At 60.8% G+C, this 26,693-nt stretch carries 25 protein-coding genes; 5 read left to right on the forward strand and 20 right to left on the reverse strand.

What is annotated here, in order from left to right:
• Nucleotides 1–20: 20 nt before the first annotated feature.
• Nucleotides 21–884 (reverse strand): class I SAM-dependent methyltransferase, encoded by an 864-nt coding sequence (locus QF045_RS25280; RefSeq protein WP_306494510.1) that lies wholly within the window; start codon nt 882–884, stop codon nt 21–23.
• A 77-nt stretch (nt 885–961) separates the two neighbouring features.
• Nucleotides 962–1,852, reverse strand: a complete 891-nt coding sequence (locus QF045_RS25285) for an NAD(P)/FAD-dependent oxidoreductase (RefSeq protein WP_306494511.1) — start codon at nt 1,850–1,852, stop codon at nt 962–964.
• Nucleotides 1,853–1,995: 143 nt separating this feature from the next.
• On the opposite strand from QF045_RS25285, the gene QF045_RS25290 reads away from it, so the two are divergent.
• Nucleotides 1,996–2,625 carry a TetR/AcrR family transcriptional regulator gene (locus QF045_RS25290; protein ID WP_306494512.1) on the forward strand — a complete coding sequence of 210 codons (630 nt, stop codon included), beginning with the start codon at nt 1,996–1,998 and terminating at the stop codon, nt 2,623–2,625.
• Between the two features lie 120 nt (nt 2,626–2,745).
• On the opposite strand, the gene guaA is transcribed toward QF045_RS25290, so the two are convergent.
• The 4 genes from guaA to QF045_RS25310 all read right to left on the reverse strand — a co-directional run bounded on the left by guaA (nt 2,746) and on the right by QF045_RS25310 (nt 7,438).
• A complete protein-coding gene (guaA, locus tag QF045_RS25295; protein WP_015885725.1) occupies nt 2,746–4,323 on the reverse strand; it encodes a glutamine-hydrolyzing GMP synthase in 1,578 nt (525 codons plus the stop codon).
• An 81-nt stretch (nt 4,324–4,404) separates the two neighbouring features.
• Nucleotides 4,405–5,874: an IMP dehydrogenase gene (gene guaB / locus QF045_RS25300; RefSeq protein WP_306494513.1), complete on the reverse strand. Its 1,470-nt coding sequence runs from the start codon at nt 5,872–5,874 to the stop codon at nt 4,405–4,407.
• Between the two features lie 105 nt (nt 5,875–5,979).
• A complete protein-coding gene (locus QF045_RS25305; protein WP_306494514.1) occupies nt 5,980–6,528 on the reverse strand; it encodes a sugar ABC transporter ATPase in 549 nt (182 codons plus the stop codon).
• A gap of 142 nt (nt 6,529–6,670) precedes the next feature.
• Nucleotides 6,671–7,438 (reverse strand): sulfite exporter TauE/SafE family protein, encoded by a 768-nt coding sequence (locus QF045_RS25310; RefSeq protein WP_306494515.1) that lies wholly within the window; start codon nt 7,436–7,438, stop codon nt 6,671–6,673.
• 100 nt (nt 7,439–7,538) lie between these two features.
• Here QF045_RS25310 and QF045_RS25315 point away from each other — a divergent pair, with 100 nt between their 5' ends.
• The 4 genes from QF045_RS25315 (at nt 7,539) to leuA (ending at nt 12,645) form a co-directional block, all read left to right on the forward strand.
• Entirely contained in the window at nt 7,539–8,429 is an 891-nt protein-coding gene (locus tag QF045_RS25315) for a LysR family transcriptional regulator (RefSeq protein WP_306494516.1), read from the forward strand.
• Nucleotides 8,430–8,438: 9 nt separating this feature from the next.
• Nucleotides 8,439–9,818 carry an exodeoxyribonuclease VII large subunit gene (xseA, locus tag QF045_RS25320; protein ID WP_306494517.1) on the forward strand — a complete coding sequence of 460 codons (1,380 nt, stop codon included), beginning with the start codon at nt 8,439–8,441 and terminating at the stop codon, nt 9,816–9,818.
• Between the two features lie 3 nt (nt 9,819–9,821).
• On the forward strand, nt 9,822–10,643 hold the full coding sequence (locus tag QF045_RS25325) for a peptidoglycan DD-metalloendopeptidase family protein (RefSeq protein WP_306494518.1): 822 nt from the start codon (nt 9,822–9,824) through the stop codon (nt 10,641–10,643).
• A 322-nt stretch (nt 10,644–10,965) separates the two neighbouring features.
• On the forward strand, nt 10,966–12,645 hold the full coding sequence (gene leuA / locus QF045_RS25330) for a 2-isopropylmalate synthase (protein WP_306494519.1): 1,680 nt from the start codon (nt 10,966–10,968) through the stop codon (nt 12,643–12,645).
• Between the two features lie 156 nt (nt 12,646–12,801).
• Here leuA and QF045_RS25335 read toward each other — a convergent pair whose 3' ends face one another.
• The 14 genes from QF045_RS25335 to hscA form a co-directional block, all read right to left on the reverse strand.
• Nucleotides 12,802–13,593, reverse strand: a complete 792-nt coding sequence (locus QF045_RS25335; protein ID WP_306494520.1) for an amidohydrolase — start codon at nt 13,591–13,593, stop codon at nt 12,802–12,804.
• Nucleotides 13,581–14,729 (reverse strand): pyridoxal phosphate-dependent aminotransferase, encoded by a 1,149-nt coding sequence (locus tag QF045_RS25340; protein WP_306494521.1) that lies wholly within the window; start codon nt 14,727–14,729, stop codon nt 13,581–13,583. Before QF045_RS25340 ends, QF045_RS25335 begins: the two co-directional genes overlap by 13 nt.
• Nucleotides 14,730–14,861: 132 nt before the next feature.
• On the reverse strand, nt 14,862–16,331 hold the full coding sequence (gene der / locus QF045_RS25345) for a ribosome biogenesis GTPase Der (protein ID WP_306494522.1): 1,470 nt from the start codon (nt 16,329–16,331) through the stop codon (nt 14,862–14,864).
• Between the two features lie 206 nt (nt 16,332–16,537).
• Nucleotides 16,538–17,689 (reverse strand): outer membrane protein assembly factor BamB, encoded by a 1,152-nt coding sequence (bamB, locus tag QF045_RS25350; RefSeq protein WP_306494523.1) that lies wholly within the window; start codon nt 17,687–17,689, stop codon nt 16,538–16,540.
• Nucleotides 17,682–18,323 carry a YfgM family protein gene (locus QF045_RS25355; protein ID WP_124388098.1) on the reverse strand — a complete coding sequence of 214 codons (642 nt, stop codon included), beginning with the start codon at nt 18,321–18,323 and terminating at the stop codon, nt 17,682–17,684. Before QF045_RS25355 ends, bamB begins: the two co-directional genes overlap by 8 nt.
• A gap of 41 nt (nt 18,324–18,364) precedes the next feature.
• Nucleotides 18,365–19,654: a histidine--tRNA ligase gene (gene hisS, locus QF045_RS25360; protein WP_306494524.1), complete on the reverse strand. Its 1,290-nt coding sequence runs from the start codon at nt 19,652–19,654 to the stop codon at nt 18,365–18,367.
• A 23-nt stretch (nt 19,655–19,677) separates the two neighbouring features.
• Entirely contained in the window at nt 19,678–20,787 is a 1,110-nt protein-coding gene (gene ispG / locus QF045_RS25365) for a flavodoxin-dependent (E)-4-hydroxy-3-methylbut-2-enyl-diphosphate synthase (protein WP_003175952.1), read from the reverse strand.
• Between the two features lie 2 nt (nt 20,788–20,789).
• Nucleotides 20,790–21,758 carry a RodZ family helix-turn-helix domain-containing protein gene (locus QF045_RS25370; RefSeq protein WP_306494525.1) on the reverse strand — a complete coding sequence of 323 codons (969 nt, stop codon included), beginning with the start codon at nt 21,756–21,758 and terminating at the stop codon, nt 20,790–20,792.
• Nucleotides 21,758–22,516 (reverse strand): type IV pilus biogenesis/stability protein PilW, encoded by a 759-nt coding sequence (pilW, locus tag QF045_RS25375; protein WP_306494526.1) that lies wholly within the window; start codon nt 22,514–22,516, stop codon nt 21,758–21,760. The genes QF045_RS25370 and pilW overlap by 1 nt, the downstream gene beginning before the upstream one ends.
• Before the next feature lie 12 nt (nt 22,517–22,528).
• The gene (gene rlmN, locus QF045_RS25380) at nt 22,529–23,677 is read right to left on the reverse strand and encodes a 23S rRNA (adenine(2503)-C(2))-methyltransferase RlmN (RefSeq protein ID WP_306494527.1); all 1,149 of its coding nucleotides are present in this window, start codon (nt 23,675–23,677) and stop codon (nt 22,529–22,531) included.
• Nucleotides 23,678–23,706: 29 nt separating this feature from the next.
• The gene (gene ndk, locus QF045_RS25385; protein ID WP_003175956.1) at nt 23,707–24,132 is read right to left on the reverse strand and encodes a nucleoside-diphosphate kinase; all 426 of its coding nucleotides are present in this window, start codon (nt 24,130–24,132) and stop codon (nt 23,707–23,709) included.
• A 92-nt stretch (nt 24,133–24,224) separates the two neighbouring features.
• Nucleotides 24,225–24,425, reverse strand: a complete 201-nt coding sequence (iscX, locus tag QF045_RS25390; protein WP_034128025.1) for a Fe-S cluster assembly protein IscX — start codon at nt 24,423–24,425, stop codon at nt 24,225–24,227.
• A gap of 14 nt (nt 24,426–24,439) precedes the next feature.
• Nucleotides 24,440–24,781: an ISC system 2Fe-2S type ferredoxin gene (fdx, locus tag QF045_RS25395; RefSeq protein WP_003175958.1), complete on the reverse strand. Its 342-nt coding sequence runs from the start codon at nt 24,779–24,781 to the stop codon at nt 24,440–24,442.
• 3 nt (nt 24,782–24,784) lie between these two features.
• The gene (gene hscA / locus QF045_RS25400) at nt 24,785–26,647 is read right to left on the reverse strand and encodes a Fe-S protein assembly chaperone HscA (protein ID WP_306494528.1); all 1,863 of its coding nucleotides are present in this window, start codon (nt 26,645–26,647) and stop codon (nt 24,785–24,787) included.
• Between the last annotated feature and the right edge of the window lie 46 nt (nt 26,648–26,693).

The raw sequence follows: 26,693 nt of genomic DNA on the forward strand, positions 1-26,693 counted from the left end.
AAACTTCCTGATAATCCCTGTCAGCTTGCGTGATTACGTGCCATGACGACCCACGCCGCACCGTCGATCATCACCGACCGTTCGCCCGGAAGGCCCGCGAAGGCGGCACGAACAGCAGCCGCAGCGTGAGCGCGGATGTCGTCGGGCTGATCGGCGAGCGCTCGTGACAGCGAGCCGCCCTCGAACGCCATCTTCACCGCGTCGTCGATCGCGGCCTCCCGTGTCCCGCCCACGCCGAACGGGATGCAAGCATCGAAGGGCTCGATCGCGATGTCGGTGAAGCCAGCCGCTGTCAGGACGCGCGCCACGCGCCCCCGGTCGCCGAACGAGAATGGGCCGGGCGCTTCGGGATCGGGCGGCGCGGGCGGCGGGATGATGCCCTTTAGAGCACCCATCGGCAGGCGTACCCAATCATTCTCGGCCGCGCTGCGCCAGCAGACGAAAGCGACTCGCCCACCCGGTTTGAGCGCACGGCGCATATTCACGAACGCCGCCACCGGATCGTCAAAGAACATCACCCCGAAGCGCGAGAACAGGATGTCGAACGCGCCCTCGGGAAACTCGGTGCTGCTGGCGTCGGCCACCTGGAACACGGTCGGCGTATCCTGCGGCGCCAGTGCGCGCGCTCGGCCGATCAACGGCTCGGATATATCCACCCCCAGCACATGGCCGCGCACGCCGACCCGGACGGCCAGCTCAAGGCTGGTAGCCCCCGCGCCGCAGCCGACGTCCAGTACGCGTTCGCCCGTGACAGGCGCGGCAGCGTCGATCGCGGCCTGGCCGAACGCCGCCATCATCGCGTCGAGCCGAGCCTGGTTGGCGGCCCAGTACTCTCCGCTTTTGCCGTTCCAGTCGGCGACCTGATAGGCATTTTGCTCGGTCATGCTGTGCTCCTTTTTATAGTTCGGTCTCGACTCGCGCCACCTTTGGTGGAGGCAACTGGAGATGGGCATTTGCGCGCTTAAACCAGCATAGACTGCTGGGCAAAGATACCCGCCGTCGCGCCATGCGACGTTGCCAGGGTGACCGAGGCCATGAGCGGATTGGCGAGGTCGCCTGCGGCGTAGATGCCGGGCGTGCTGGTTTCGCGGCGCTCGTCGACCTTGATGGCGATGCCCTGGGGCGTGTTGACCGTAGCAAGGCCGACTGATTCATGCAGGCTTGCGGACGGCTTGTTGCGCGGATGCGCGAACAAGATGTCGACCGCAACATCGGGGCCGCTATCGAGCTTGACGGTGGCATGACGGCTGCCGTGACGGCCGATTTCGATGATTCGGCCCTCGACGACGGGAATATGGCGACGCGCCAGATCAGCCCGGATATCGGGTGCAATCTCGTGCCCATCGGCAAAGACCGTCAACGTATCGGTCCAATCGTGATAAAGCCTGACATGATTGTGCGACTGCGGCCCGGACCAGACGAGGCCCCAATGCTGGCCGGCGACTTCAAAGCCGTCGCAATACGGGCACGGCACGATGGAGCTACCCCAGCTTTCGGCAAAACCCTGAACAGCCGGCATCTGGTCGGCGACGCCATAGCTCAGGATCAGGCGACGTGCCCTGAGGCTTTCACCACCAATGAGCACAGAAAAGTCGTCGATGGTGCCGCAGATGCTCTCGGCCCGCGCATTGACCAGCCTGATCGAGGGATAACGCGCCAGCTGCTGCCGCGCCTCGGCCAGGATCTGCAGCGGTGGCTTGTGATCGTGGCCGAGCAGGCCGTGCGAGTGACCCGCGAAGCGATTGCGCGGCAGGCCGGTATCCAGAACGGTGACCTCGCGGCGGGCACGACCCAACTGCAAAGCGGCGGCGAGGCCGGCAAAGCTGCCGCCGATGATGATGACGTCATTCATGGTGATGGACTCCGTACTGCGATGAAGGGTCGGGCCGAGCCTGGTGCGCAATCATCGTCCAGCGATGCCTTGGCTTGCAGGCTTAAGATACTTTGGAGTACCCTAATTTACGAATTACAATACTGTCAAGTACTGGAATGTTTATGACCGAAAACAGCCAGGCCCGACGCGGCCGGCCCGCCAACGAAGCGCTTGGCCAAACGATAGTCGACGCTGCGTGCGAACTGTTTGTGGAGTTGGGTTTTCAAGCCACGACAATGGACAAGGTCGCGAAGCGGGCGAAGATATCCAAGCTAAGCATTTATCGGCACTTCGAGAACAAGGAAGCTCTGTTCAGCGCGGCCATTGCGGCGCGCTGCCATCAGTTTTCACCACAGGCGCTGTTTGAAGGCATCGACGGTTCGGCCGAGGATCAACTCATGGCCGTGGGATCATCCCTGCTTCGCACGCTCCTGAACCCGGAAGTCCGTGGTGTCGAAGCCATGATTATGGCCGACAAGACCAACCAAAAGTCGTTAAGCAAGCTCCAATACGAAGTCTGCCACCTTCATGTCATCGCCCAAATCGAGGCCCTGTTGCGTCAATTGCACGCCAAGAAGGTTCTGAACGTGCCCGCGCCTCTTCAGTCCGCCCACTTGTTTGCCGCGCTGTTCAAAGGCTGCGATCTGCTCAGTGTCGTACGCTTCGATGAGGCTAGAGCAGAAGACGCCCACGAAATCGAAACCTATTGCCGTTCGGCCGTCGCCCTGTTTCTTGCCGCGCACGGCGTGTAGGTTAACCACGGTGACGTCGGGCCGTTCGCACCAAAGCCCAAGCCTTGACGTTTAGCCGCTGTACGCAACATAAACAAAAAGCCCGCTGTTACGCGGGCTTTTGTGTTTAGCGAAGACGGATCATTCCCACTCAATCGTCGCCGGCGGCTTGCTCGACACGTCATACGTCACGCGCGAAATGCCTTCGATTTCATTGATGATACGGCCGCTGACGGTCTCCAGCAGTTCGTACGGCAGGTGCGCCCAGCGGGCGGTCATGAAGTCGATGGTTTCCACCGCACGCAGGGCCACGACCCACGCGTAGCGACGGCCATCGCCTACAACGCCTACGGATTTCACCGGCTGGAACACCACGAACGCCTGGCTGACTTTGTGGTACCAGTCGGCCTTGCGCAGTTCTTCGATGAAGATGTGGTCGGCGCGACGCAGCAGGTCGGCGTATTCCTTCTTCACTTCACCCAGGATGCGCACGCCCAGGCCTGGGCCCGGGAATGGGTGGCGGTAGACCATGTCGTACGGCAGGCCCAGTTCCAGGCCCAGACGGCGGACTTCGTCCTTGAACAGTTCGCGCAGCGGCTCTACCAGCTTGAGGTTCATCTCTTCAGGCAGGCCACCCACGTTGTGGTGGGACTTGATCACGTGGGCCTTGCCGCTCTTGGCGCCGGCCGACTCGATCACGTCGGGGTAGATGGTGCCCTGGGCGAGGTACTTGATGTTGTCCAGTTTGTTGGACTGGGCATCGAACACGTCGATGAAGGTGCGGCCGATGATCTTGCGCTTCTTCTCCGGGTCGGACTCGCCGGCCAGGTTGTTGAGGAACTGGTCCTCGGCGTTGGCGCGGATCACCTTGACGCCCATGTTCTCGGCGAACATGGCCATCACCTGCTCACCTTCGTGCAGGCGCAGCAGGCCGTTGTCGACGAAGACGCAGGTCAACTGGTCGCCGATGGCCTTGTGCAGCAGGGCCGCTACCACCGAGGAGTCAACGCCGCCGGACAGGCCGAGCAGGACGTTATCGGTGCCGACTTGAGCACGCACTTGAGCGATGGCGTCTTCAGCGATTTTGGACGGGGTCCACAGGGCTTCACACTCGCAGATGTCGAGGATGAAGCGCGACAGGATGCGCCCGCCTTGCTTGGTGTGGGTCACTTCCGGGTGGAACTGCACGCCGTAGTAACGACGCTCGTCGCTGAACATGCCGGCGATCGGGCAGCTCGGGGTGCTGGCCAGGATGTGGAAGTCTTCCGGCATCTTGGTGACCTTGTCACCGTGGCTCATCCACACGTCGAGGCCGAACAGGCCGTCGGCGTCGATATGGTCTTCGATGCCGTCCAGCAGGCGGCTCTTGCCGACCACGTCAACCCGCGCATAACCGAATTCACGCAGTTCGGAGCCTTCAACCTTGCCGCCCAGTTGCTCGGCCATGGTCTGCATGCCGTAGCAAATGCCGAAGACCGGCACGCCCAGGTCGAACACCGCTTGCGGGCAGCGCGGACTGTTGGCTTCGTGCACGGACTCGGGGCCACCGGCCAGGATGACGCCTTTGGGCGCGAATTCGCGAATCGCTTCGTCATCCATGTCGAACGGGTGCAGTTCGCAGTACACGCCGATTTCACGCACGCGGCGGGCGATCAGTTGGGTGTACTGGGAACCGAAGTCGAGGATCAGGATGCGGTGGGCGTGAATGTCGAGGGCCATGAGGTCAGTCTCGTCTAATGAATCAGAAACAACTCGGGGCTGAAAGAACAGCCCCGGTTACTTAACGTTTTGCTGGAAGCCTCAACCTACGCGGTAGTTTGGCGCTTCCTTGGTGATCTGCACGTCGTGGACATGGGATTCAGCCATGCCGGCGCCGGTGATCCGTACGAACTCTGGCTTGGTGCGCATTTCTTCGATGTCGGCGCTGCCGGTGTAGCCCATCGAGGAACGCAGGCCACCCATCAGTTGATGGATGATCGCGCTCAGGGTGCCTTTGTACGGCACACGGCCTTCGATACCTTCCGGTACGAGCTTCTCAGCGCCTGCCGAGGAGTCCTGGAAGTAGCGGTCGGACGAACCCTGCGCCTGGGACATGGCGCCCAGCGAACCCATGCCACGGTAAGCCTTGTAGGAACGACCCTGGAACAGTTCGATCTCGCCTGGCGCCTCTTCGGTACCGGCGAACATCGAGCCCATCATCACGCAGGAAGCACCGGCAACGATGGCCTTGGACAGGTCACCGGAGAAACGGATGCCGCCGTCGGCGATCAACGGAACGCCGGTGCCTTCAAGGGCAGCGGCGACGTTGGCGATGGCGCTGATTTGCGGCACGCCGACACCGGCGACGATACGCGTGGTGCAGATCGAGCCTGGGCCGATACCGACCTTGACTGCGTCCGCGCCTGCTTCGGCCAGCGCTTTGGCGGCAGCGCCAGTGGCAATGTTGCCACCGATCACCTGCACTTCAGGGAAGTTCTGCTTGACCCAGCGAACACGATCGATCACACCTTTGGAGTGACCGTGAGCGGTGTCGACCACCACCACGTCAACACCGGCAGCAACCAGGGCCGAAACGCGGTCGCCGGTGTCTTTACCGGTACCGACGGCGGCGCCCACGCGCAGACGACCTTGGTCATCCTTGCTGGCCAGCGGGTAAGCCTTGGCTTTTTCGATGTCGTTGACGGTCATCATGCCTTTGAGGGCGAATTTTTCGTCGACGATCAGCACGCGCTCGATGCGGTGCTTGTGCAGCAGTTCGCGCACATCGTTCTTGTCGGCGCCTTCCTTGACCGTGACCAGACGCTCTTTGGGCGTCATCACTTCGCGGACGGTGACTTCAAGACGGTTCTCGAAACGCACGTCACGGGAAGTGACGATGCCGACCAGGTCGCCATCGTGCAGTACCGGAACGCCGGAGATGTTGTGCATGCGGGTCAGTTCGAACAGATCACGCACGGTAGCGTCAGCTTCGATGGTGATGGGATCTTTCACCACACCGGCTTCGTAACGCTTGACCTTGCGCACTTCGGCAGCTTGCTGCTCGATGGTCATGTTCTTGTGGATGATGCCGATGCCGCCTTCCTGAGCCATGGCAATGGCCAGACGGGCTTCGGTGACGGTGTCCATGGCAGCGGAAACCAGGGGAATATTCAGCTCGATGCCACGGGTTAGGCGGGTCTTGAGACTGACTTCGTTAGGAAGCACCTCGGAATAACCGGGCACTAGTAGAATGTCGTCGAATGTCAGAGCTTCTTGGCTGATACGCAGCATCGCGGGGGCTCCCGAGCGGGAAAATGGAAGCGCGCCATTATACTCAGACACCCCTCGGGTCTCAACGTAAAACTCTGACATATTTGGGAATACGGATAGGTGGGGTCAAAGCTCGACTTTGACCCAGGCGATCTTCTGGTCCAGCCAATCGGCAAATTCGTCGATAAAGCTTTGCTTGAAGCCCGCCTCCGCCCAGTTGTTGAAGATAAAGCCCAGGTTGGAGAACCCGCATTCCTGCAGGAACAGGAAGCCGTTAATGTCGTCTTCATGCCCACACAGCGGGCAGGTGAAGTTGTCGGTGTGGCCGGGCATCCAGTCTTCCAGGCTTTCGAACAGGGCTTCACCGACTTCCTTGCGGCATTCGGGGCAGCCCGCTTCTTCAAGAAAGCCCTTGGCCGGCGTATAGATGCAGCGTTTGTAGATGATTTCCAGGCCATTGACCGGTTCGTTGAACGGCAGTGCCTGCGGGTGCAGCACCACCGCACGGGCACCGTCGGCCAGAGCGTAGGCCATGCGGTTGCCGGTTCGGCCGCAGGTGGTCAGTTCTTCCTTGATGATGTTCTTGCGCACCAGCCAGCGCACGATTGCCCGCGCGCGGGGCTCGTGGACCGGCAAGGTGGAGATTTTCGGGACAAGGATGCTTTGGGAATTCATGGGAGTCCTGCGGTGTGGCTGCTGACGCTATCGGGGGCAAGCCCCCTCCCACACTTGAATGGTGAACACAGTTAACTGTGGGAGGGGGCTTGCCCCCGATGGCGCCCTGAAGGCTGGCAGCTTAATCCCTGCTCCACCCAGGTCAAGTACTCAAATACCGCCCAATCAACGCAATACCGCTGGCCAGCACCAACCAGGTCACCAGCCTTACAAACGCCTCGCGGGACATGCGCGTCGTCAACCGGCGCCCGCACCACAACCCCAGGGCCATCGCTGGCAACAGGCACACCGCCAGCATCAACAAGGGTAAATCCGCATACACCCCGGCAATCAGGAACAGGCTCAGGCGCACCACCGTGCTGCAACTGATCAACGCACTTTGCGTGGCTCGCGCCGCGTCCTTGGGCAAACGGCTATTCAAATAGATCGCATATAAAAAGCCGCCACTGCCGAACAGCGCCCCAAACAAGCCGCCGACCGTACCCATAGGGATTGACCAGCCCGTCGCCAACTGCGTGGGCCGCGCCTTCACCGCCAGGCTGTAGATCGCGTACGCGCTGATAAACAGACCCATCAGTAACAGCAGCAGGTCCGAATGCAGGTTGAGCAAAAACACCACACCCAGCGTGCAACCCATCGCCATGCACGGCAGCAATCGCACCAGTTCTGACGTGTTCACGTCTCGCCGCGATTGCAGCAGGTTGCCAAACGCCGCAACAAAATCCAGCAGCACCAGCAGCGGAATGATCTTCGACAGCGGCATGAAAACGATCAGGATCGGCCCCGCGACCAGTGCCGTACCGAACCCGGCAATGCCAAATACCACATAGGCCACCACCACACCCAGGCCGATCACCAGCCAGTCCATAGCGCCGAACGGCCACTGACTCATCCACTCAACCAGGCTCATGGGCTATTCCTTAAATAGACATGGCGTTCACTTTAGCCATCGCGGAGTGTTGCGACTAATATCGTCAAAGCCCGCCACCCATCTCAAAAAGGCATGAGCCGTGATTTCCACTCGCCAGCTGCGTTACTTCGTCGAAATCGCCGACAGCGGCAGTTTCAGTGCCGCCGCCGAACGCCTGTTCGTGGCGCAATCGGCCTTGAGCCGCCAGATCAAGGAGCTGGAGTCCCAACTGCAAACCCCGCTGTTCGAACGCACCGCACGCCAGCCACGCCTGACAGCTGCCGGAGAGGCGTTCTACCCTCGGGCGCGCAATCTGCTGAGCGACCTGAACAAGGCGAGTGAAATGGCCACTCAGGTCGGCAACGGCCAACTCGGCACCCTGCGCCTTAGCCATTCGAGCACCGTACCGATGAGCGGCGCCTTGCTGCGCGGCGTCAGTCGTTGGCTGGAACGCTGTCCCGGCGTGTCGATGGACATCGTCAAACTGTCCTCCGAAGCCCAGCTGGAGGAAATCGCCGACGGGCGCCTCGAAGCAGGGCTGCTGCGCCTGCCAGTGTTGCGCCAGCGCGAAGGCGTGCGCGTGCTGCCTTTATACAGCGAGCCGCTGTTATTGGCGGTGCCGCCGGGCCACCCATTGGCACGCCGCGATACGCCAGTGGAATTGGCGCAGCTCAAGGACGAAGCGTTTATTTCAGTGCCCCACCCCCAGCGCGGCGGGCTGAGTTATCTGTCGGCAGAGTTGTGCATGCGTGCCGGATTTTTCCCCAAGGCGGCACGGGTGATGTCGCGCAAGACCACGCAATTGCAGCTGATCCAGGCCGGTTTTGGTATTGCCTTGTTACCAAAATCCATGCAGGACATCGCGCCCGCCACCCTGCACTTCTTGCCGCTGGCCGACCCGGATTGCCACAGCACCGTGGCCCTGGCCTGCGCCCAGGCGCCGAGCGCGTTGGTGGAGCAATTCTGCCAAACCTTGCGCGAATGCCTATAAACTGCGCCCATGATTAAAGATCCTTTTGCCCGACTGGGCCTGGACCGCGAAGTCCTGACTGTCAGCCAGCTCAACGGCCGCGCGCGGGTGTTGCTCGAAGACGTGTTCACCAATATCTGGGTTGAAGGCGAGATCTCCAACCTCGCCCGCCCGGCCTCCGGCCATGTGTATTTCACCCTCAAGGACAGCGGCGCTCAAGTGCGTTGCGCGCTGTTTCGAAACAACGCTGCTCGGGTGCGCCAGGCGCTGAAGGATGGCCTGGCGGTGAAGGTGCGCGGCAAGGTCTCGTTGTTCGAGGGCCGTGGCGACTACCAACTGATCCTAGACACCGTGGAGCCAGCGGGTGATGGTGCGCTGCGCCTGGCCTTCGATGCCTTGAAGGAAAAGCTCAGCGCAGAAGGCCTGTTCAGTGCCGAGCGCAAGGTGCCCTTGCCGGCGCACCCTCGGCGCATCGGCATTATCAGCTCGCCAACCGGCGCGGTGATTCGCGACATCATCAGCGTATTCGGCCGCCGCGCGCCGAACATCGAGCTGACGTTAATCCCGACCGCAGTGCAAGGCCGCGAAGCCATCCCGCAGATCGTGCGGGCGTTGAAACTGGCCGACGCCCGCGGCTTCGACGCGCTGATCCTGGCCCGTGGCGGCGGCTCGCTGGAAGACCTCTGGTGCTTCAACGAAGAAGCCGTGGCCCGCGCGATAGATGCCTGCGTCACGCCCATCGTCAGTGCCGTCGGCCATGAAACCGATGTATCGATCAGCGACTTCGTCGCCGACGTGCGCGCCCCTACCCCATCGGCCGCCGCTGAACTGCTTGCACCGGACGCCAGCCACCTGGTGCGCCAAGTGGAAAACCTGCATCGCCGCCTGGTGATGCTGATGCGCAATCGTCTGAGCCACAGCCGCCTGCGCCTGGAAGGCATGGCCCGCCGCCTGCGTCACCCCGGTGAGCGTCTGCGCCAGCAGGCCCAGCGCCTGGACGACCTGGACATGCGCCTGCGCCGCGCCTTCGAGCGCAGCCTCAACACCCGTCGCGAACGCTTGATCCGCCTGGAAACTCGCCTCGCCGGCCAGCACCCGGGCCGCCAACTGGCGCTGCTGCGCCAGCGCCTGGACAGCCTTGCCGAGCGCCTGCCCCGCGCCATGCGTGAAGGCCTCAAGGCGCGGCGCCTGCAACTGCAAAGCCAGGTGCAGACACTGCAGGTGGTCAGCCCGCTGGCGACCCTCGGCCGGGGCTACAGCATTTTGCTGGACGAACGCGGCCAGGCCATTCGCAGCGCCGCGCAAACCCATACCGGCCAGCGCCTGACCGCGCGCCTCGGTGAGGGCCAACTGCAAGTGCGTGTGGAAGACAACCACCTGACGCCTGTCACCCTTTCGCTACTGGATTGACTGATGCCACGCTTTCTCAGTTTGTTGATGCTCGCTTGCCTGACCTTCAATGCCCACGCCGACAGCTACATCACCCGCACACTGAACAAGCCGGTGCCTGGTGGCGTGGCGGTGGTCGACCTGGGGCCTGCCGCAACGGCGCCCAAGGCGGTCTACCTCGGGCGGCCGGTGCTGGTGGTCAGGGAGCAGAGTAACTGGCTGGCAATTGTCGGCATCCCGCTGACGGTCAAGCCGGGCAATGAACGCATCAGCAGCGGCGCACGCGTTCTGCCGTTTGTGGTGGGTTACAAGAAATACCCGGAACAGCGCATCACGCTTAAAAACAAAAGCCAGGTCAACCCCGACCCGGCGCAGTTGAAGCGCATCGAGGGTGAACTGGCCGTGCAGCTCAAGGCCTACCGCAGCTTCAGCCCGAACGTGCCGAGCAACCTGGTGCTGGACAAGCCGGTGAACGGGCCGCTGTCGAGCAAATTCGGCGTGCGCCGCTTCTTCAATGGCGAGGAGCGCAACCCGCACTCGGGCCTGGACTTTGCGGTGCCGGCCGGTACGCCAATCAAGACGCCTGCGGCCGGCAAGGTGATCCTTACCGGCAACTACTTCTTCAATGGCAACACGGTGTTTGTCGATCACGGGCAGGGCTTTATCAGCATGTTCTGCCATATGTCGAAGATTGACGTGAGCGTCGGCCAGCAACTGGGACGCGGCACGGTAGTGGGCAAGGTAGGTTCGACAGGTCGGGCGACCGGACCGCATATGCACTGGAACGTCAGCCTTAATGATGCGCGAGTTGATCCGGCGATCTTTATCGGCGCTTTCCAGCCCTGAACCATTCGATTGCGCAGCCGGGAAAGGCTGCGCAATTAAAGCCGGCCATAGCCTGACTAATGGTCATAAAATCTCGTTTATTACGTGAATAGCAGAAGTTATCTCAATTTTTCTCGACTGCTTGCCATCCTCTGCCTCCACGGTTAGGGTTGGGCTTATGAAAACCTCTCACACCCTCATTCAGCGCCGTCAGCACCGCAGTCTGTGCCTCGTCAGCGCACGACTGCCAAGCTGAATCGATCTGTCTCGCCCCAAGCGTCGTCCCCAACAACAGTGATTCGGCAGGCCGCCTTTTCTCGGCCCTATGACAAAGGATTTTGCGATGAGCATGCTCAAAGACCCGTCTTCGAAATACCGTGCGTTTCCGACCATCGATATCCCGGACCGTACCTGGCCGTCCAACACCATTACCACCGCGCCGATCTGGTGCAGCTCGGATTTGCGTGATGGCAACCAGTCGCTGATCGAGCCAATGGATGCCGCAAAAAAACTGCGCTTCTGGAAGACACTGGTCGCCGTCGGTGTGAAGGAAATCGAAGCCTCCTTCCCCGCCGCGTCGCAAACCGATTTTGATTTCGTACGCACCCTGATCGAAGACAACCACATCCCCGAGGACACCACCATCCAGGTGCTGACCCAGGGCCGTGAAGACTTGATCGCCCGTACTTTCGAATCCCTGCGTGGCGCCAAAAAGGCCATCGTGCATTTGTACAACGCCACCTCGCCGTCGTTCCGCCGCATTGTGTTCAACCAGGACAAGGACGGCATCAAGGCAATCGCAGTGAACGCGGCCAAGTTGTTCGTCAAATACGCAGCCCAGCAGCCGGAAACCCAGTGGACCTTCGAATACTCCCCGGAGACCTTCAGCGCCACCGAGCTGGAGTTCGCCAAGGAAGTCTGTGACGCGGTGATCGAGGTGTGGAACCCGACGCCCGCGCACAAGATGATCCTCAACCTGCCGGCTACTGTGGAATGCGCCACGCCGAATATCTATGCCGACCAGATCGAGTGGTTCGGTCGCCATATCAACCGCCGTGACAGCGTGATCATCAGCCTGCACACCCACAACGACCGTGGCACGGGCGTGGCCGCCACCGAGCTGGGCCTGATGGCCGGGGCTGATCGTGTCGAAGGCTGCCTGTTCGGCAACGGCGAGCGCACCGGTAACGTCGACCTGGTGACCGTGGCGCTGAACATGTACACCCAGGGCCTCGACCCGCAGCTGGACTTCTCCGATATCGACGGCGTGCGCAAAGTCGTCGAGGAGTGCAACCAGATCCAGGTGCACCCTCGCCATCCATACGTTGGCGACCTGGTGCATACCGCGTTCTCCGGCTCGCACCAGGATGCCATCCGCAAGGGCTTCTCCCAGCAGAAAGACGACGCGTTGTGGGAAGTGCCGTACTTGCCGATTGACCCGGCCGACATCGGCCGCAGCTACGAGGCGGTGATCCGCGTGAACAGCCAGTCGGGCAAGGGCGGGATCGCCTACCTGCTGGAGCAGGAATACGACATCAGCTTGCCACGCCGCATGCAGATCGAATTCAGCCAGGTGGTGCAGGCTGAAACCGACCGCGTCGGCCTGGAAATGACCGCACCGCAGATCTACGCCTTGCTGCAACGCGAATACCTGCAAGCCAACACTCCGTACGCGCTGGTCAGCCATCGCCTGCAGGAAGAAAACGGCAACAGCTACGTGGAAGTGGAAGTCTCCGGCAAAGGCCAGGGCGAGACCAACCTGCACTGGAAAGGCAAAGGCAACGGCGCGCTGGAAGCGCTGGTGGCGGGCTTGCCGATTGGCGTGGAGATCATGGATTACAACGAACATGCAATCGGCGCGGGTACCAACGCTAAAGCGGCGGCGTACATCGAGCTGCGCGTGAACGGCGAACGCCCGGTACACGGCGTGGGCATCGATGAAAACATCACCACAGCGAGTTTCAAGGCGCTGTTCAGTGCGTTGAACCGCTCGTTGAGCCAGCAGGAAGCGAAAGCGGCCTAAGCTTATCGGCGCAATGCAAAAGGCCCCTGGGTGAGAATCCAGGGGCCTTTTTACTGTGGAATTGCGGTGTTGCTGGCGGCCTCATCGGGGGCAAGCCCCCTTCCACAGGGGAATGCATTCCAAATGTGGGAGGGGCTTGCCCCCGATGGCGGTCCGTCAGACAAACTGAAAGCTATCGGCATCCAGGTTCGCCGGAAAACGGGTGCGGTACGCGGCCAACTCCGGCGCATCCAGCCTCACCTGAAACACCCCATCCGCCTCCCCGGCACTCAGCAAGGTCTCGCCCTGGAAGTCCAGCACCTGGCTGTCCCCGGTGTAGGCAAAGCCCTTCCCGTCCGTGCCCACGCGGTTCACCGCGGCGACGTAGCACAGGTTCTCGATGGCCCGCGCAGGCAACAGTCGATTCCAATGCTGACGCCGTGCGCCCGGCCAGTTGGCGGTATACAACAGCAGATCAGTGTCCTGGGCATCTCGACTCCACACCGGGAAGCGCAAGTCGTAGCAAATCAACGGACGAATACGCCAACCGTTCAACTCGAACTGCACCTGACGTTCGCCGGGGGTGTAGTGATCGTGCTCGCCAGCCATGCGGAACAGGTGGCGCTTGTCGTAATGCAACACCTCACCGTCCGGCCGCGCCCACAGCAGGCGGTTACGGTGACTGCCGTCCGCCGCCTGGATGATCACGCTGCCAGTGATCACGGCGTTGTATTTCGCGGCCTGGACCTTCAGCCAACGGTGAGTCGGGCCGTTTTCCGGTTCGGCCAGGGAAGCCGACTCCATGGAAAAGCCGGTGGTGAACATCTCCGGCAATACGATCAGGTCGGCGCCGTTGGCCTGCTCCAACAGCAGCTCGAAATGTTCCAGATTGGCCTGGCGGTCGTGCCACGCCAGGGTGGTCTGGACCAGGGCAATGTTCAGGTTAGGCAAAGCACTCAAATCACGCATAGTTTTGCCGCCGCTTGTTGCAGCGTCTCCTCGCGTTTGGCAAAGCACAGGCGCACCAGGCGCTGGCCTTGAGGCGGGTTGCGGTAGAACACAGAGATGGGAATCGACGCCACGCCGTGTTCGCGAGTCATCCATTCGGACATGGCGACATCATCCAGGTCCGGGCGAATCCGGGAATAATCCACCAGTTGAAAGTAAGTCCCCGCCGACGGGCTGAAGCTGAACCGCGACGGCGCCAGCAACCGGCAGAACAGGTCGCGCTTGGCTTGGTAGAACGCCGGCAGCGCCCCCACGTGCTCCGGGTGCTCTGCCATGAAATCGGCCAGCGCGTACTGCAACGGCGTCACGCCACAGAAACTGACGTACTGATGCACTTTGCGCAGCTCGGCAGTGAGGGCCGGCGGCGCAACCACATAGCCGGTTTTCCAGCCCGTGACGTGATAAGTCTTGCCGAACGAGCTGACCACGAACGCACGCGAGTACAGCTCCTCGTGGGCGAGCACGCTGACGTGGGGCACGCCGTCGAACACCAGGTGTTCGTACACTTCATCGCTGAGCAGATAGATATCGCGCCCGCGAATCAGCTCGGCCAGTTGGTCCAGTTCCTCACGGCTGATCAGCGCGCCGCTGGGATTGTGCGGGGTATTGAGCACGATCATGCGCGTGCGCGGCGACAGCGCGGCCTTGATGCGCTCGAAGTCCAGGCTGAAATCCTGTAAGCCCAACTGCACATGCACGCAGCGCCCGCCGGCCAGCTCTACCGAGGGCGCGTAGCTGTCGTAGCAAGGGTCGAAGATGATCACCTCGTCACCATTGCGGATAACAGCCTGGATAGCGCAGAAGATGCCCTGGGTAGCGCCGGGGGTTATGGTGACCTCAAGGTCGGCATCGACGCTGACACCGTAGCTGTGGGCAATCTTCGCCACCACTTGCTGGCGCAGGGCGGGCAAACCGCTCATCGGTGCGTATTGGTTATGGCCGTTGGCGACGTGCCGACCCACGGCGTCGAGCAAGTCTTGAGGGCCATTGAAGTCCGGAAAACCCTGGGACAGGTTGATTGCGCCGGTTTCGGCCGCCAACTGCGACATGCTGGTGAAAATGGTGGTGCCGACATTCGGCAGCTTGCTGGTGATCATGGGAGCCCCCTTCGGGTGAGCCCAAGTTTTAAGCTGCAAGCTGCAAGGAGGTCAAGGGGCAAACTGCCAGGCACAAAAAAGGGCCCCCAAAGGAGCCCTCTCTTGCAGCTTGTCGCTTGGAACTTGCAGCTGCTACTTCTTATCCCTGCGCTTCTTGTCGGCCTTCTTGTGGTGAGTCATCAAACGACGCTTCTTGTTCACCTGACGGTCGGTCAGTGTGTTCTTGTTGCCTTCGTACGGGTTCTCACCACCCTTGAACTCGATACGGATCGGCGTACCGACCAGTTTCAAGACACGGCGGTAGGTGTTCTCAAGGTAACGCACATAGGACTTGGGCACCTTCTCGATCTGGTTACCGTGGATCACGATAATCGGCGGGTTGGCACCACCCAAGTGGGCGTAACGCAGTTTGATGCGGCGGTTGTTGACCATCGGCGGCGCGTGCTCGCCAACCGCGTCTTCCAGGATCTGGGTGAGGCGGTTGGTCGGCCAGCGCGTAACCGCGGACTTGAACGAGTTCTGTACGGACGCGTAGAGGTTGCCCACGCCGGTGCCGTGCAGTGCCGAGATAAAGTGGATATCGGCAAACTCAACGAAGAACAGGCGACGCTGCAGCTCGATCTTGACGAAATCGCGCTCGCTTGGCGTCATGCCGTCCCACTTGTTGATCGCGATCACCAGGGCACGACCGGCTTCCAGGGCGAAGCCCAGCAGGTTCAGGTCGTGGTCAACCACGCCTTCGCGGGCGTCCATCACGAAGATCACCACGTTGGCGTCTTTGATCGCCTGCAGGGTTTTCACCACGGAGAATTTTTCAACTTCCTCGTGGATCTTGCCGCGCTTGCGCACACCGGCGGTGTCGATCAGCGTGTACTTCTCGTCGTTGCGCTCGAACGGGATGTAGATGCTGTCGCGCGTAGTGCCAGGTTGGTCATAGACGATGACCCGGTCTTCACCCAGCATGCGGTTGACCAGGGTCGACTTGCCGACGTTAGGGCGGCCGATGATGGCGATCTTGATCCCGTCTTTTTCGCTCGGGCCAGGAATGCGCTTGGCTTCCTCGCCTTCGGCGACGATCTCTTCTTCACCCTCTTCTTCGTCGGCGTCATCCTTGGGGAAACTGCTCAGGGCAATTTCCAGCATCTGGGTGATGCCACGACCGTGGGCACCTGCGACCGGGATTGCGTCGCCCAGGCCCATCGGGCTGAACTCGGCGCGGGCCTGTTCAGGATCGATGTTGTCGATCTTGTTGGCGATCAGGTAGGAACGCTTGTTGCGCTTGCGCAGGTGCTCGCCAATCATCTGGTCGGCAGCGGTGTAGCCCGCACGGGCGTCCACCAGGAACAACACGACATCGGCTTCTTCAATGGCCAGCAGCGACTGCTCGGCCATTTTTTCGTCCATGCCATGTTCGTCACCGGAGATACCACCGGTGTCGACAATAATGTAGGAGCGCCCTTGCCACTTTGCCTCACCGTATTGGCGATCACGGGTAAGACCGGACAAGTCGCCGACGATGGCGTCGCGAGTCCTGGTCAGGCGGTTGAACAAGGTGGACTTGCCGACGTTAGGTCGGCCCACCAGGGCGATTACGGGAACCATGCGGCTCTCCACTTCGTTATTTCAGAAAATACAAAAGCCGCTGCAGGGCAGCGGCTGGTGCTCGACTGTAGGAGCGAGCTTGCTCGCGAAAATTGCAAAGGCACCGCGTTCATTCAAGCATCACGCGTTATCGTTAACGATTTTCGCGAGCAAGCTCGCTCCTACAGGTGAAGCTGCCTGGGGAGTTTAGTCCCCGGGCATCGTTCTTACTTGATGGTCAGGGCTTCCAGCTTGCCGCTGTTGCCATACACATAAAGCATGTTACCCACCACCAGCGGACGCGCACGCAGGCCGTCGCTGTCGATACGCTCGCGACCTACAAAGCGACCGTCCACCTGGCTCAGCAGGTGCAGGTAACCTTCGAAGTCACCGACCGCTACGTAGCTGGAGAAGACTTCCGGTGCCGACAGTTGGCGGCGAGCCAGGGAATCGTTGCTCCACAGCGCAGTGGTGGAACGCTCGTCGACACTTTCAACGGTGCCGGACGCCAGGCTTACGTAGACGCTGCCAAACCCTTGGGCGACACCGGCGTAGCTGGAAGCATCACGCTGCCAGTTGACCCGACCGCTCTGCAGGTCCAGCGCCGCAACACGGCCCTGGTAGGTGGCGACGTAGAGGGTCTCACCCGACAGCAACAGGCCGCCGTCGATGTCCACCACACGATCCAGTTCGGAACGACCTTGTGGGATTGCCACACGGGTTTCCCAGACAGGCACGCCGTTCTGGGTATTCAGGGCGACCACTTTACCGGTCGACAGCCCGGCAACGGCCAGATTGTTGGTCACAATCGGACCACTGGTACCGCGCAAGGTCAGCACCGCCGGGGTGCTGTCGTACAACCAGCGCTGGTTGCCGGTGGCGGCGTCCAGACCAATCACACGGTCATCCTGAGTCTGCACCACGACGATGTCGCCGTTGGTGGCAGGCGGTGCGAGGACTTCACTGGTCACGCGAGCGCGCCATTTCTCTTCACCGGTGCTGGAATCCAGGGCCACGACTTCACCCTTGAGGGTGCCGAGCATGACCATGCCGTAACCCACGCCTACCGCGCCGGAAACTGGCAACTCAAGGTCTTTCTTCCACTTCACGTCACCGTTCATGCGATCCATGGAGGTCACGATGCCGGTTACGTCAGCGGCCACAATGTTGTCACCGTCGATTGCCGGTACCAGCATGTTGTAGGTTTCGCCCTGACCGTCACCGATGGAGCGGCTCCACTGCTTCTGCAGGACCACTTCTTCCTTGAAGCTGGTCAGCTCCGCAGGCGGCAGTTCTTTTTTACTGTTGCTGCTGCAACCCGCGGCCAGAACGGCCAGAGCCAGCAATGCTGCATGTTTCCAACGGATCACGTCACGCATCCCCTTTGGCCAGGTCGTCCAGCTTGATTTGTAAGCCACCGACCGCCGCTTCATCAGACAGCGCCGCCTTGGCTTTTTGGTACGCAGCATTGGCTTCGTCGGTACGACCCAATTGGACCAACAGGTCGCCCTTGAGCTCTTCGCGAGTGGCTACAAATGCCTTGTCAGCATCGCCGTCGAGCAGTTTGAGTGCTTCGTCAGCCTTGTTCTGTGCCGCCAATACCTGTGCCAGGCGCTGACGTGCGATTTCACCCAGGGTCGGGTTGGTCGGCTTGTCGGCGATGGCCTTGAGCTCGGTGGCTGCATCATCCAGCTTGCCGGTATCGACCGCGACTTTCGCGACGAAGAGGCTGCCGTACTGGGCGTAGGTAGTACCGCCAAATTCGTTCTTCAACTTGCCGGCCAGGTCTGCCACTTGAGCAGGGTCCGGCTTGCCGTCCGGCGTCAGGGTAGTTTCCAGCAGTTGCTGATAAACGATCGAGGCGCCTTGGGACTGGTTGGCCTGATACTTGGTCCAGGCTTGCCAGCCGAACACCACCACTAAAGCCAGCAGACCGCCAGTAACCAGAGGCTTGCCGTTACGCTGCCACCAGTCCTTGAACTCGGCCAGTTGCTCATCATCAGTACTCGACACCCCAATACTCCTTAATCGCTAAATTCGGCTGTTCGACAGCTTCAACCCTGCACAACGCAGGTGGCCAGGTGCGCAGCGAGCGCATCAAAGGCAATGTTCTGTTGTTCGCCCTGGCCACGCAGGGGTTTGAAACCTATCACTTGCTGGGCCAACTCGTCATCGCCGAGGATCAACGCATACAACGCGCCGCTCTTGTCGGCCTTCTTGAACTGGCTCTTGAAGCTACCCGCACCGGCATTGATCTGCAGGCGCAGGTTCGGCAGTTGGTCACGCACTTTTTCGCTCAGGGCCAAGGCAGCCAGTTCGGCGGCCTCGCCAAACGCACAAAGATACACGTCCACCTGACGGGAAATCTCTTGCGGCACTTGCTCCAGGGTTTCCAGCAGCAGAATCAGCCGCTCGATGCCCATGGCGAAACCCACGCCCGCAGTCGGCTTGCCGCCCATCTGCTCGACCAGGCCATCGTAACGGCCACCGGCACACACGGTGCCCTGGGCGCCGAGTTTGTCGGTGACCCATTCGAACACGGTCTTGCTGTAGTAATCGAGGCCGCGCACCAGCTTGGGGTTGATCACATACGGAATACCCGCCGCATCCAGGCGAGCCTTGAGGCCCTCGAAGTGCGTTCGGGATTCTTCGTCCAGGTAGTCGGCCATTTTCGGCGCGTCGACCAGTACAGCCTGGGTGTCGGCGTTCTTGGTATCCAGCACGCGCAAAGGGTTGGTCTTCAGGCGGCGCTGGCTGTCTTCGTCCAGTTTATCCAGATGGGCAGACAGGTACTCGACAAGGGCGACCCGGTAGCGGCCCCGGGACTCGCTGGTGCCCAGGCTGTTGAGCTCGAGCTTGACCGCGTCGCGGATGCCCAGTTCGCCCCACAGGCGCCAGGTCAGCACGATCAGCTCGGCGTCAATGTCCGGCCCGTCCAGGTTGAAGACTTCGCAACCGATCTGGTGGAACTGGCGATAACGACCTTTCTGCGGACGCTCGTGGCGGAACATCGGGCCGATGTACCACAGCTTCTGGGTCTGGCCGCCACCGGTGATGCCATGCTCCAGCACAGCGCGAACGCACGCGGCGGTACCTTCCGGACGCAGGGTCAGGGAGTCGCCGTTACGGTCTTCAAAGGTGTACATCTCTTTTTCAACGATGTCGGTCACTTCACCGATGGAGCGCTTGAACAGCTCGGTGAACTCGACGATCGGCATGCGAATCTGCTTGTAACCGTAGTTATCCAGCAGGCGCGCGACAGTGCTTTCGAAGTAACGCCACAGTGGCGTCTGCTCCGGCAGGATGTCGTTCATGCCACGAATGGCTTGCAGAGACTTGCTCACATCAAATCCTTAAATTCGTTCAATCAGCCGCGAGCGATCAGCGCTGCGTCAGCGGCGACCTTTTCGGCCGCTTTCTCGCGGATCAGCTTTTCCAGCTCATCCACCAGATTGTCATTCGTCAATTTCTGCGACGGTTTGCCGTCGATATAAATCAGGTTCGGGGTACCGCCGGTCAAGCCCACATGCGCCTCTTTGGCCTCGCCCGGTCCGTTGACCACACAACCGATCACCGCGACATCCAGCGGCACCAGCAGGTCTTCCAGACGCAACTCCAGGTCGTTCATGGTTTTCACCACGTCGAAGTTCTGCCGCGAACAGCTCGGGCAGGCAATGAAGTTGATGCCACGGGAACGCAAACGCAGGGATTTGAGAATGTCGTAGCCGACCTTCACTTCCTCTACGGGGTCTGCCGCCAGGGAGATACGGATGGTATCGCCAATCCCTTCGGCGAGCAGCATACCGAGACCCACCGCAGATTTCACTGTGCCTGAGCGTAATCCGCCCGCTTCAGTGATACCCAGGTGCAACGGCTGCACGATTTCCTTGGCCAGCAGGCGGTAGGCTTCTACGGCCATGAACACATCGGAAGCCTTTACGCTGACCTTGAAGTCCTGGAAATTCAGGCGTTCCAAGTGTTCAACGTGGCGCAGTGCCGACTCGACCAGCGCGGCCGGGGTAGGCTCGCCGTATTTCTTTTGCAGGTCTTTTTCCAGCGAGCCGGCGTTGACGCCGATGCGGATCGGAATCCCGCGATCACGGGCCGCATCCACCACAGCGCGCACACGATCTTCGCGACCGATGTTGCCCGGGTTGATACGCAGGCAGTCCACACCCAGTTCGGCTACGCGCAACGCAATCTTGTAGTCGAAGTGAATGTCGGCAACCAGCGGCACCTTGACCAATTGCTTGATGCGGCCAAACGCTTCGGCGGCGTCCATGTCTGGTACGGAAACCCGCACGATGTCCACGCCAGCCGCTTCCAGACGATTGATCTGGGCAACGGTGGCGGCCACGTCATTGGTGTCGCTGTTGGTCATGCTCTGCACCGCGATGGGGGCATCGCCGCCCACCGGCACCGAGCCGACCCAGATCTTGCGCGATACGCGACGTTTGATTGGAGATTCGCCGTGCATGACTATTGTCCCAACTTGAGGCGAGCTGTCTCGCCACTGGTGAACGGCGCCACGTCCACAGGCTGGCCGTTATAGGCCACTTGCGCGCCACGGGCGAAGCCCAGACGCAGCGTCAAAGGAGGCTTGCCGCCCTGGTCCAGAGTATCTCCCTTACGCTTGAGACCGCTAAACAGCACTTTGCCATTGCCATCGGTGACTTGCGTCCAGCAGTCAGCGACGAAGGTGATCTGTACGCGCCCGTCACCGGCGATCAGCGCAGGGGTAGTGGGCGGTGAGATGGCTGGCGCCGTCGGTGCGGCCGGCGCTGGAGCGGCCGCCGCTGGGGCCTGGGCGACTGGCGCTGCTGGAGCCGGAGCGGGCACGGCCGCAGTCGCAGCGGGTGCGTTGCTGGCTTGCGGAGCAGGCTGTTCAGCGGTGGCCGGCGCTTCTGGCGCGGCCTGGCCTTCAGCGACCGCCTGGTCTTCCGGCTCATCCAGCGGATGAATCTGGGTGGTACCGTCGGCGCTTTCGACCTCGACGTGTTCCAGAGCGTTGCTGGTCAGGTCTTTATTGCGCTGGGTGGTCTGGTCTTGCCACCAGACAAAGCCACCGCCGATCACGGCAATCAGCAGCAACAGGCTGACAATGCGCAAGATCGTGTGGGAAACCCGCGTGGGCTCTTCGATACGGCCGAGGCCATGGACATTGCTGCCCTGGGAGTCGGTGCCGGTGAACTCGTCGAACGCCTGGACCAGCACGGTCTGGTCGATCCCCAGCAATTTGGCATAGGCGCGGATATAGCCGCGGGCAAAGGTATGCCCAGGCAACTTGTCGAACGCGCCAGCCTCAAGGTTGGCCAGGGAGGTGGTGGTCAGATTGAGCTTGAGGGCCACTTCCGCCAGCGACCAACCATTGCTTTCGCGGGCCTGACGCAAGGTCTCGCCTGGGTTGACGCGATTAGCTGCTACAACTTCCGGGTGCGCGGCTTTCATCATTGCTCCGACAGGTATTGCTGATATTCCGGCGTACCGGGATAGAGTCGTTCGAGTTGCTGGCCAAAACGTGCGGCTGTGCCCGGTTCTTCATGAACCGTCGCCAGGCGCACACCAAGTAACAGACTACGTGCATTGTGCCCGCTGAGCAGGCTGAAACGCTCGTAATAGTCACGTGCCGGCACATAATGCCTATCTTCGTAAGACAACTCAGCCATTTCAAGCAAAGCGCGTGGTTGGCGAGCGTTCAGGAGCAGGGCTTTTTCCAACTGCTGGCGCGCAAGCTTGCGCTGGCCCAGGTGGATCGAGGCCACCCCCAGGTTCTCGAACACGCGCGAGCGCTCAGGATAAAGGGTATCGGTGCTGGCTTGCTGGAAATACCCGGCCGCCTCTGCATACCGCTTCTGCTCGAACAGGAAACTGCCGTAGTTGTTCAACAAACGCGCGTCCCCAGGTCGGGAAGCCAGTGCCTTGCTGAAATAGCAATCGGCCAACTCGGGCTCGGCCTGGGCCTTGAACACCAGCGCCAGCGCGGCATTGGCATCAGCATCGTCGGCATCCAGTTCGAGGGCCTTCTTCAAGGGCACCTTGGCCTGCTCGCTCATGCCTTGTTGCAGATAGCCCAAGCCGAGTTGCACATAGGCCACACGCGCCGCTTCACGACCCTTGCCGGTTTGCAGCGGGCTGTCATGGCCCGATGAAACACAACCGGTCGCCAGACCGGTTACAAGCAACAGCAGCGCAAGGCGCAAGGGCATAGAGGTCCTCTCTCAGGTTCGTTTTGCAGCGCTTTGCGCAACATCATCGGCGGCATTCAACTCACGCACGGCGATGTAACGCTCACTGCGACGGGTGCGATCCAGCACCTGTCCTACCAATTGGCCACACGCGGCATCGATGTCTTCGCCACGGGTCGTGCGGACGGTGACGTTGTAGCCGGCCTGGTGGAGTTGATCCTGGAAACGACGGATGGCGTTGTTGCTCGGCCGCTCGTAGCCAGAATGCGGAAACGGGTTGAACGGAATCAGGTTGATCTTGCACGGGGTGTTCTTGAGCAACTCGATCATCTCGACCGCATGCTCGACCTTGTCATTGATGCCCTTGAGCATGGTGTACTCGATGGTCAGCACGCGCTTCTCACCCAGGGTGGCCATATAACGCTGGCAGGATTCGAGCAGCATCTTAAGCGGATACTTCTTGTTGATCGGCACCAATTGGTTACGCAATGCGTCATTAGGTGCGTGCAGCGACAACGCCAGGGAAACGTCGATGTGCTTGGCCAGCTCATCGATCATCGGTACCACGCCGGAGGTCGACAGAGTCACACGGCGCTTGGAGATGCCGTAGCCCAGGTCGTCCATCATCAGGTGCATGGCCGCAATCACGTTGTCGAAGTTCAGCAGCGGCTCACCCATGCCCATCATCACCACGTTGGTGATGGCACGGTCGACGGTCGCCGGGACGCTGCCAAAGGATTTGTTGGCAATCCACACCTGGCCGATGACTTCGGCGGCGGTGAGGTTGCTATTGAAGCCTTGCTTGCCGGTGGAGCAGAAACTGCAGTCCAGGGCACAGCCTGCCTGGGACGAAACGCACAAGGTGCCGCGCTTGCCCTGGGGAATGTACACGGTCTCGACGCAGCTGCCGGACGCCACGCGCACCACCCACTTACGGGTGCCGTCGCTGGAGATGTCCTCGCTGACCACTTCGGGACCACGGACCTCAGCAATGGCCTTGAGCTTGTCGCGCAGGGCCTTGCTGACGTTCGTCATGGCGTCGAAATCGTCGACGCCAAAGTGGTGAATCCACTTCATTACCTGACCGGCACGGAAACGCTTCTCCCCGATTGAGTCGAAGAATTTCTCCATTTCCGGCTGAGTCAGACCCAGCAGGTTGGTTTTAACAGTCGATGTAGTCATGGATTCACCCTCACTCTTTAAGCCGATGCTTAGCGAGCGGTTACTTCAGTAGCGGCGAAGAAGTACGAGATTTCGCGAGCAGCAGCGGCTTCGGAGTCCGAACCGTGTACAGCGTTGGCGTCGATGGACTCAGCGAAGTCAGCACGGATGGTGCCGGCAGCCGCTTCTTTAGGGTTGGTAGCGCCCATCAGCTCACGGTTCAGAGCGATAGCGTTTTCGCCTTCCAGAACCTGAACAACAACAGGACCGGAGATCATGAAGGCAACCAGGTCGCCGAAAAAGCCACGAGCGCTGTGCTCAGCGTAGAAGCCTTCAGCTTCAGCCTTGGACAGTTGCTTGAGTTTCGAAGCTACAACCTTCAGGCCGGCTTTTTCGAAACGAGTGGTGATCTCGCCGATGACGTTTTTTGCAACAGCGTCAGGCTTGATGATGGAGAAAGTACGTTGAACAGCCATGGTGTAACTCCAGAAACGGTAATTTACGAAAAATTAAACCCGCGAATTATACGCGGGTTATTGGGTATTGCCTAACTGCGTAAAAAGGCGGCTCAGTCTGCTTCTTCGATCCACAGGCCTTGAATCGCCTCCAGGACCTTTTCGCCACCCCGATCAGGGATGTCGTCGAAGTCCGGCAGCGCCATTACCAGATCACGCAATTTGACGAAGTTCACAGTGAGAGGATTGACCTCAGGATGAGCTTCGGCAAGTTGTATAGCGATTTCTTGTACATCAACCCATTTCAGGCTCATGACAGTTCCTTGAATCAATGCGGCGCTTCGGCCGCATGGTTGAGCGAATATTTCGGGATTTCGACAGTGATGTCTTCAGTGCCGACCTTTGCCTGACAGCTTAGGCGAGAAGTCGCCTCCAGGCCCCAGGCGCGGTCGAGAAAATCCTCTTCCAGTTCGTCCGCTTCCTCAAGGGAGTTGAAGCCCTCGCGGATGATGCAGTGGCAGGTGGTGCAGGCACACACACCGCCGCAGGCGCTTTCGATCTCGATATGGTTGTCATGGGCGACTTCAAGGATGGACTTGCCGGTCTCAGCCTCAACAACCATACCGTCCGGGCAATGCTCGGCGTGTGGCAGAAAAATGACCTGCGGCATCAGTTATTCCTCAATTTCATTCAGGTTGCGACCCGCCAGGGCGGCTTTTACCGTCTGGTCCATACGGCGGGCGGCAAAGGCATCGGTGACGTGTGACAGGCGTTTGGTCTGTTGCTCGATGGCGTAACCATCGTTGCCTTTCATGAGTTCGGCCAGTTCCTGCATCTGCAGGTCGATGACCATGCGCTCTTCGGCGTCCAACAGGCGCTCACCATCGGCATCAAGCGCGCCCTGCACCGCTTCGAGCAGGCGCTGGGCGTCGACTTGTTGCTCACGCAGCACGCGGGCGACCTTGTCATCGCCGGCATATTGGAACGAGTCCTTGAGCATCTTGGCGATTTCACCGTCAGTCAGCCCGTAGGACGGCTTGACCTGGATGCTGGCCTCGACGCCCGAACCCAGCTCGCGAGCCGCGACACTGAGCAGGCCATCGGCATCAACCTGGAAGGTCACGCGAATCTTCGCCGCGCCCGCAACCATGGCCGGGATACCGCGCAGTTCGAAGCGCGCCAGGGAGCGGCAGTCGCTGATCAGCTCGCGCTCACCTTGCAGCACATGAATCATCATGGCCGTCTGGCCGTCTTTATAAGTGGTGAAGTCCTGGGCGCGCGCGACGGGGATGGTGGTGTTGCGCGGAATCACCTTCTCCATCAGGCCGCCCATGGTTTCCAGCCCCAGGGACAACGGGATCACGTCGAGCAACAGCAATTCGCCGCCATCGCGCTTGTTGCCAGCCAGGGTATCGGCCTGGATCGCGGCACCGATGGCCACCACTTGATCCGGGTCGATTTCAGTCAGCGGCTGGCGGCCAAAAGCTTCGGCGACAGCTTTACGAACGCGCGGAACGCGGGTGGAGCCGCCCACCATGACCACAGCACCGACGTCTTCCAGCTCGATACCCGAATCACGCACGGCGCGGCGGCAGGCTTTGAGGCTGCGGGCGACCATCGGCTCGATCAACGCATCGAAGGCTTCACGGGTGAGCTGGGCCGACCAGGTGCCGTAAGAAACTTCAACAGTCGCAGCATCCGTCAGCGCTTCCTTGGCAGCACAGGCGGTTTGCAGCAGGTTGCGCTGCGCGCCCGGGTCCAGGTCGGCAGACAAGCCCGCGCTGCTGATGATCCAGCCTGCGATGGCATGGTCGAAGTCGTCGCCGCCCAGGGCGCTGTCGCCGCCGGTCGCCAGTACTTCAAAGACACCGCCGGTCAGGCGCAGGATCGAAATATCAAAAGTACCGCCGCCCAGGTCGTAAATCGCGACCAGGCCTTCGGCATGCTGATCCAGGCCATAAGCCACGGCAGCAGCGGTGGGCTCGTTGAGCAAGCGCAGAACGTTCAGACCGGCAAGTTTCGCCGCGTCCTTGGTGGCTTGGCGCTGAGCGTCATCGAAATAGGCCGGGACAGTGATCACCGCACCGACCAGTTCGCCACCCAAGGTTGTTTCCGCACGCTGGCGCAGCACCTTGAGGATATCGGCAGACACTTCCACCGGGCTTTTCGGGCCTTGAACGGTGTCGATGAATGGCATGTGGGATTCGCCGCCGACAAAGCGGTACGGCAGCTGGTCGCCCAATTGCTTGACGTCGGATAACCCACGACCCATCAGGCGCTTGACCGACAACACGGTGTTCAATGGGTCGGTAGACGCCGCCAGCTTGGCGGACTCGCCCACTTCGATGCGGTCGGCGTGATAACGCACGGCGGATGGCAGGATCACCTGGCCGTCGGCGTCGGGCAACGGCTCGGACAGGCCGCTGCGCACGGCAGCGACCAGGGAATTGGTGGTGCCCAGGTCAATCCCGACCGCCAGGCGACGCTGGTGCGGTTGAGGGCTTTGGCCGGGTTCGGCGATTTGCAGTAGAGCCATGGTAATCAGGTCTTATCTGTCTATCAGGCGTGCATCACGGGCAGCA

The sequence above is a fragment of the Pseudomonas sp. W4I3 genome, assembly GCF_030816195.1.
GTDB lineage: Bacteria > Pseudomonadota > Gammaproteobacteria > Pseudomonadales > Pseudomonadaceae > Aquipseudomonas.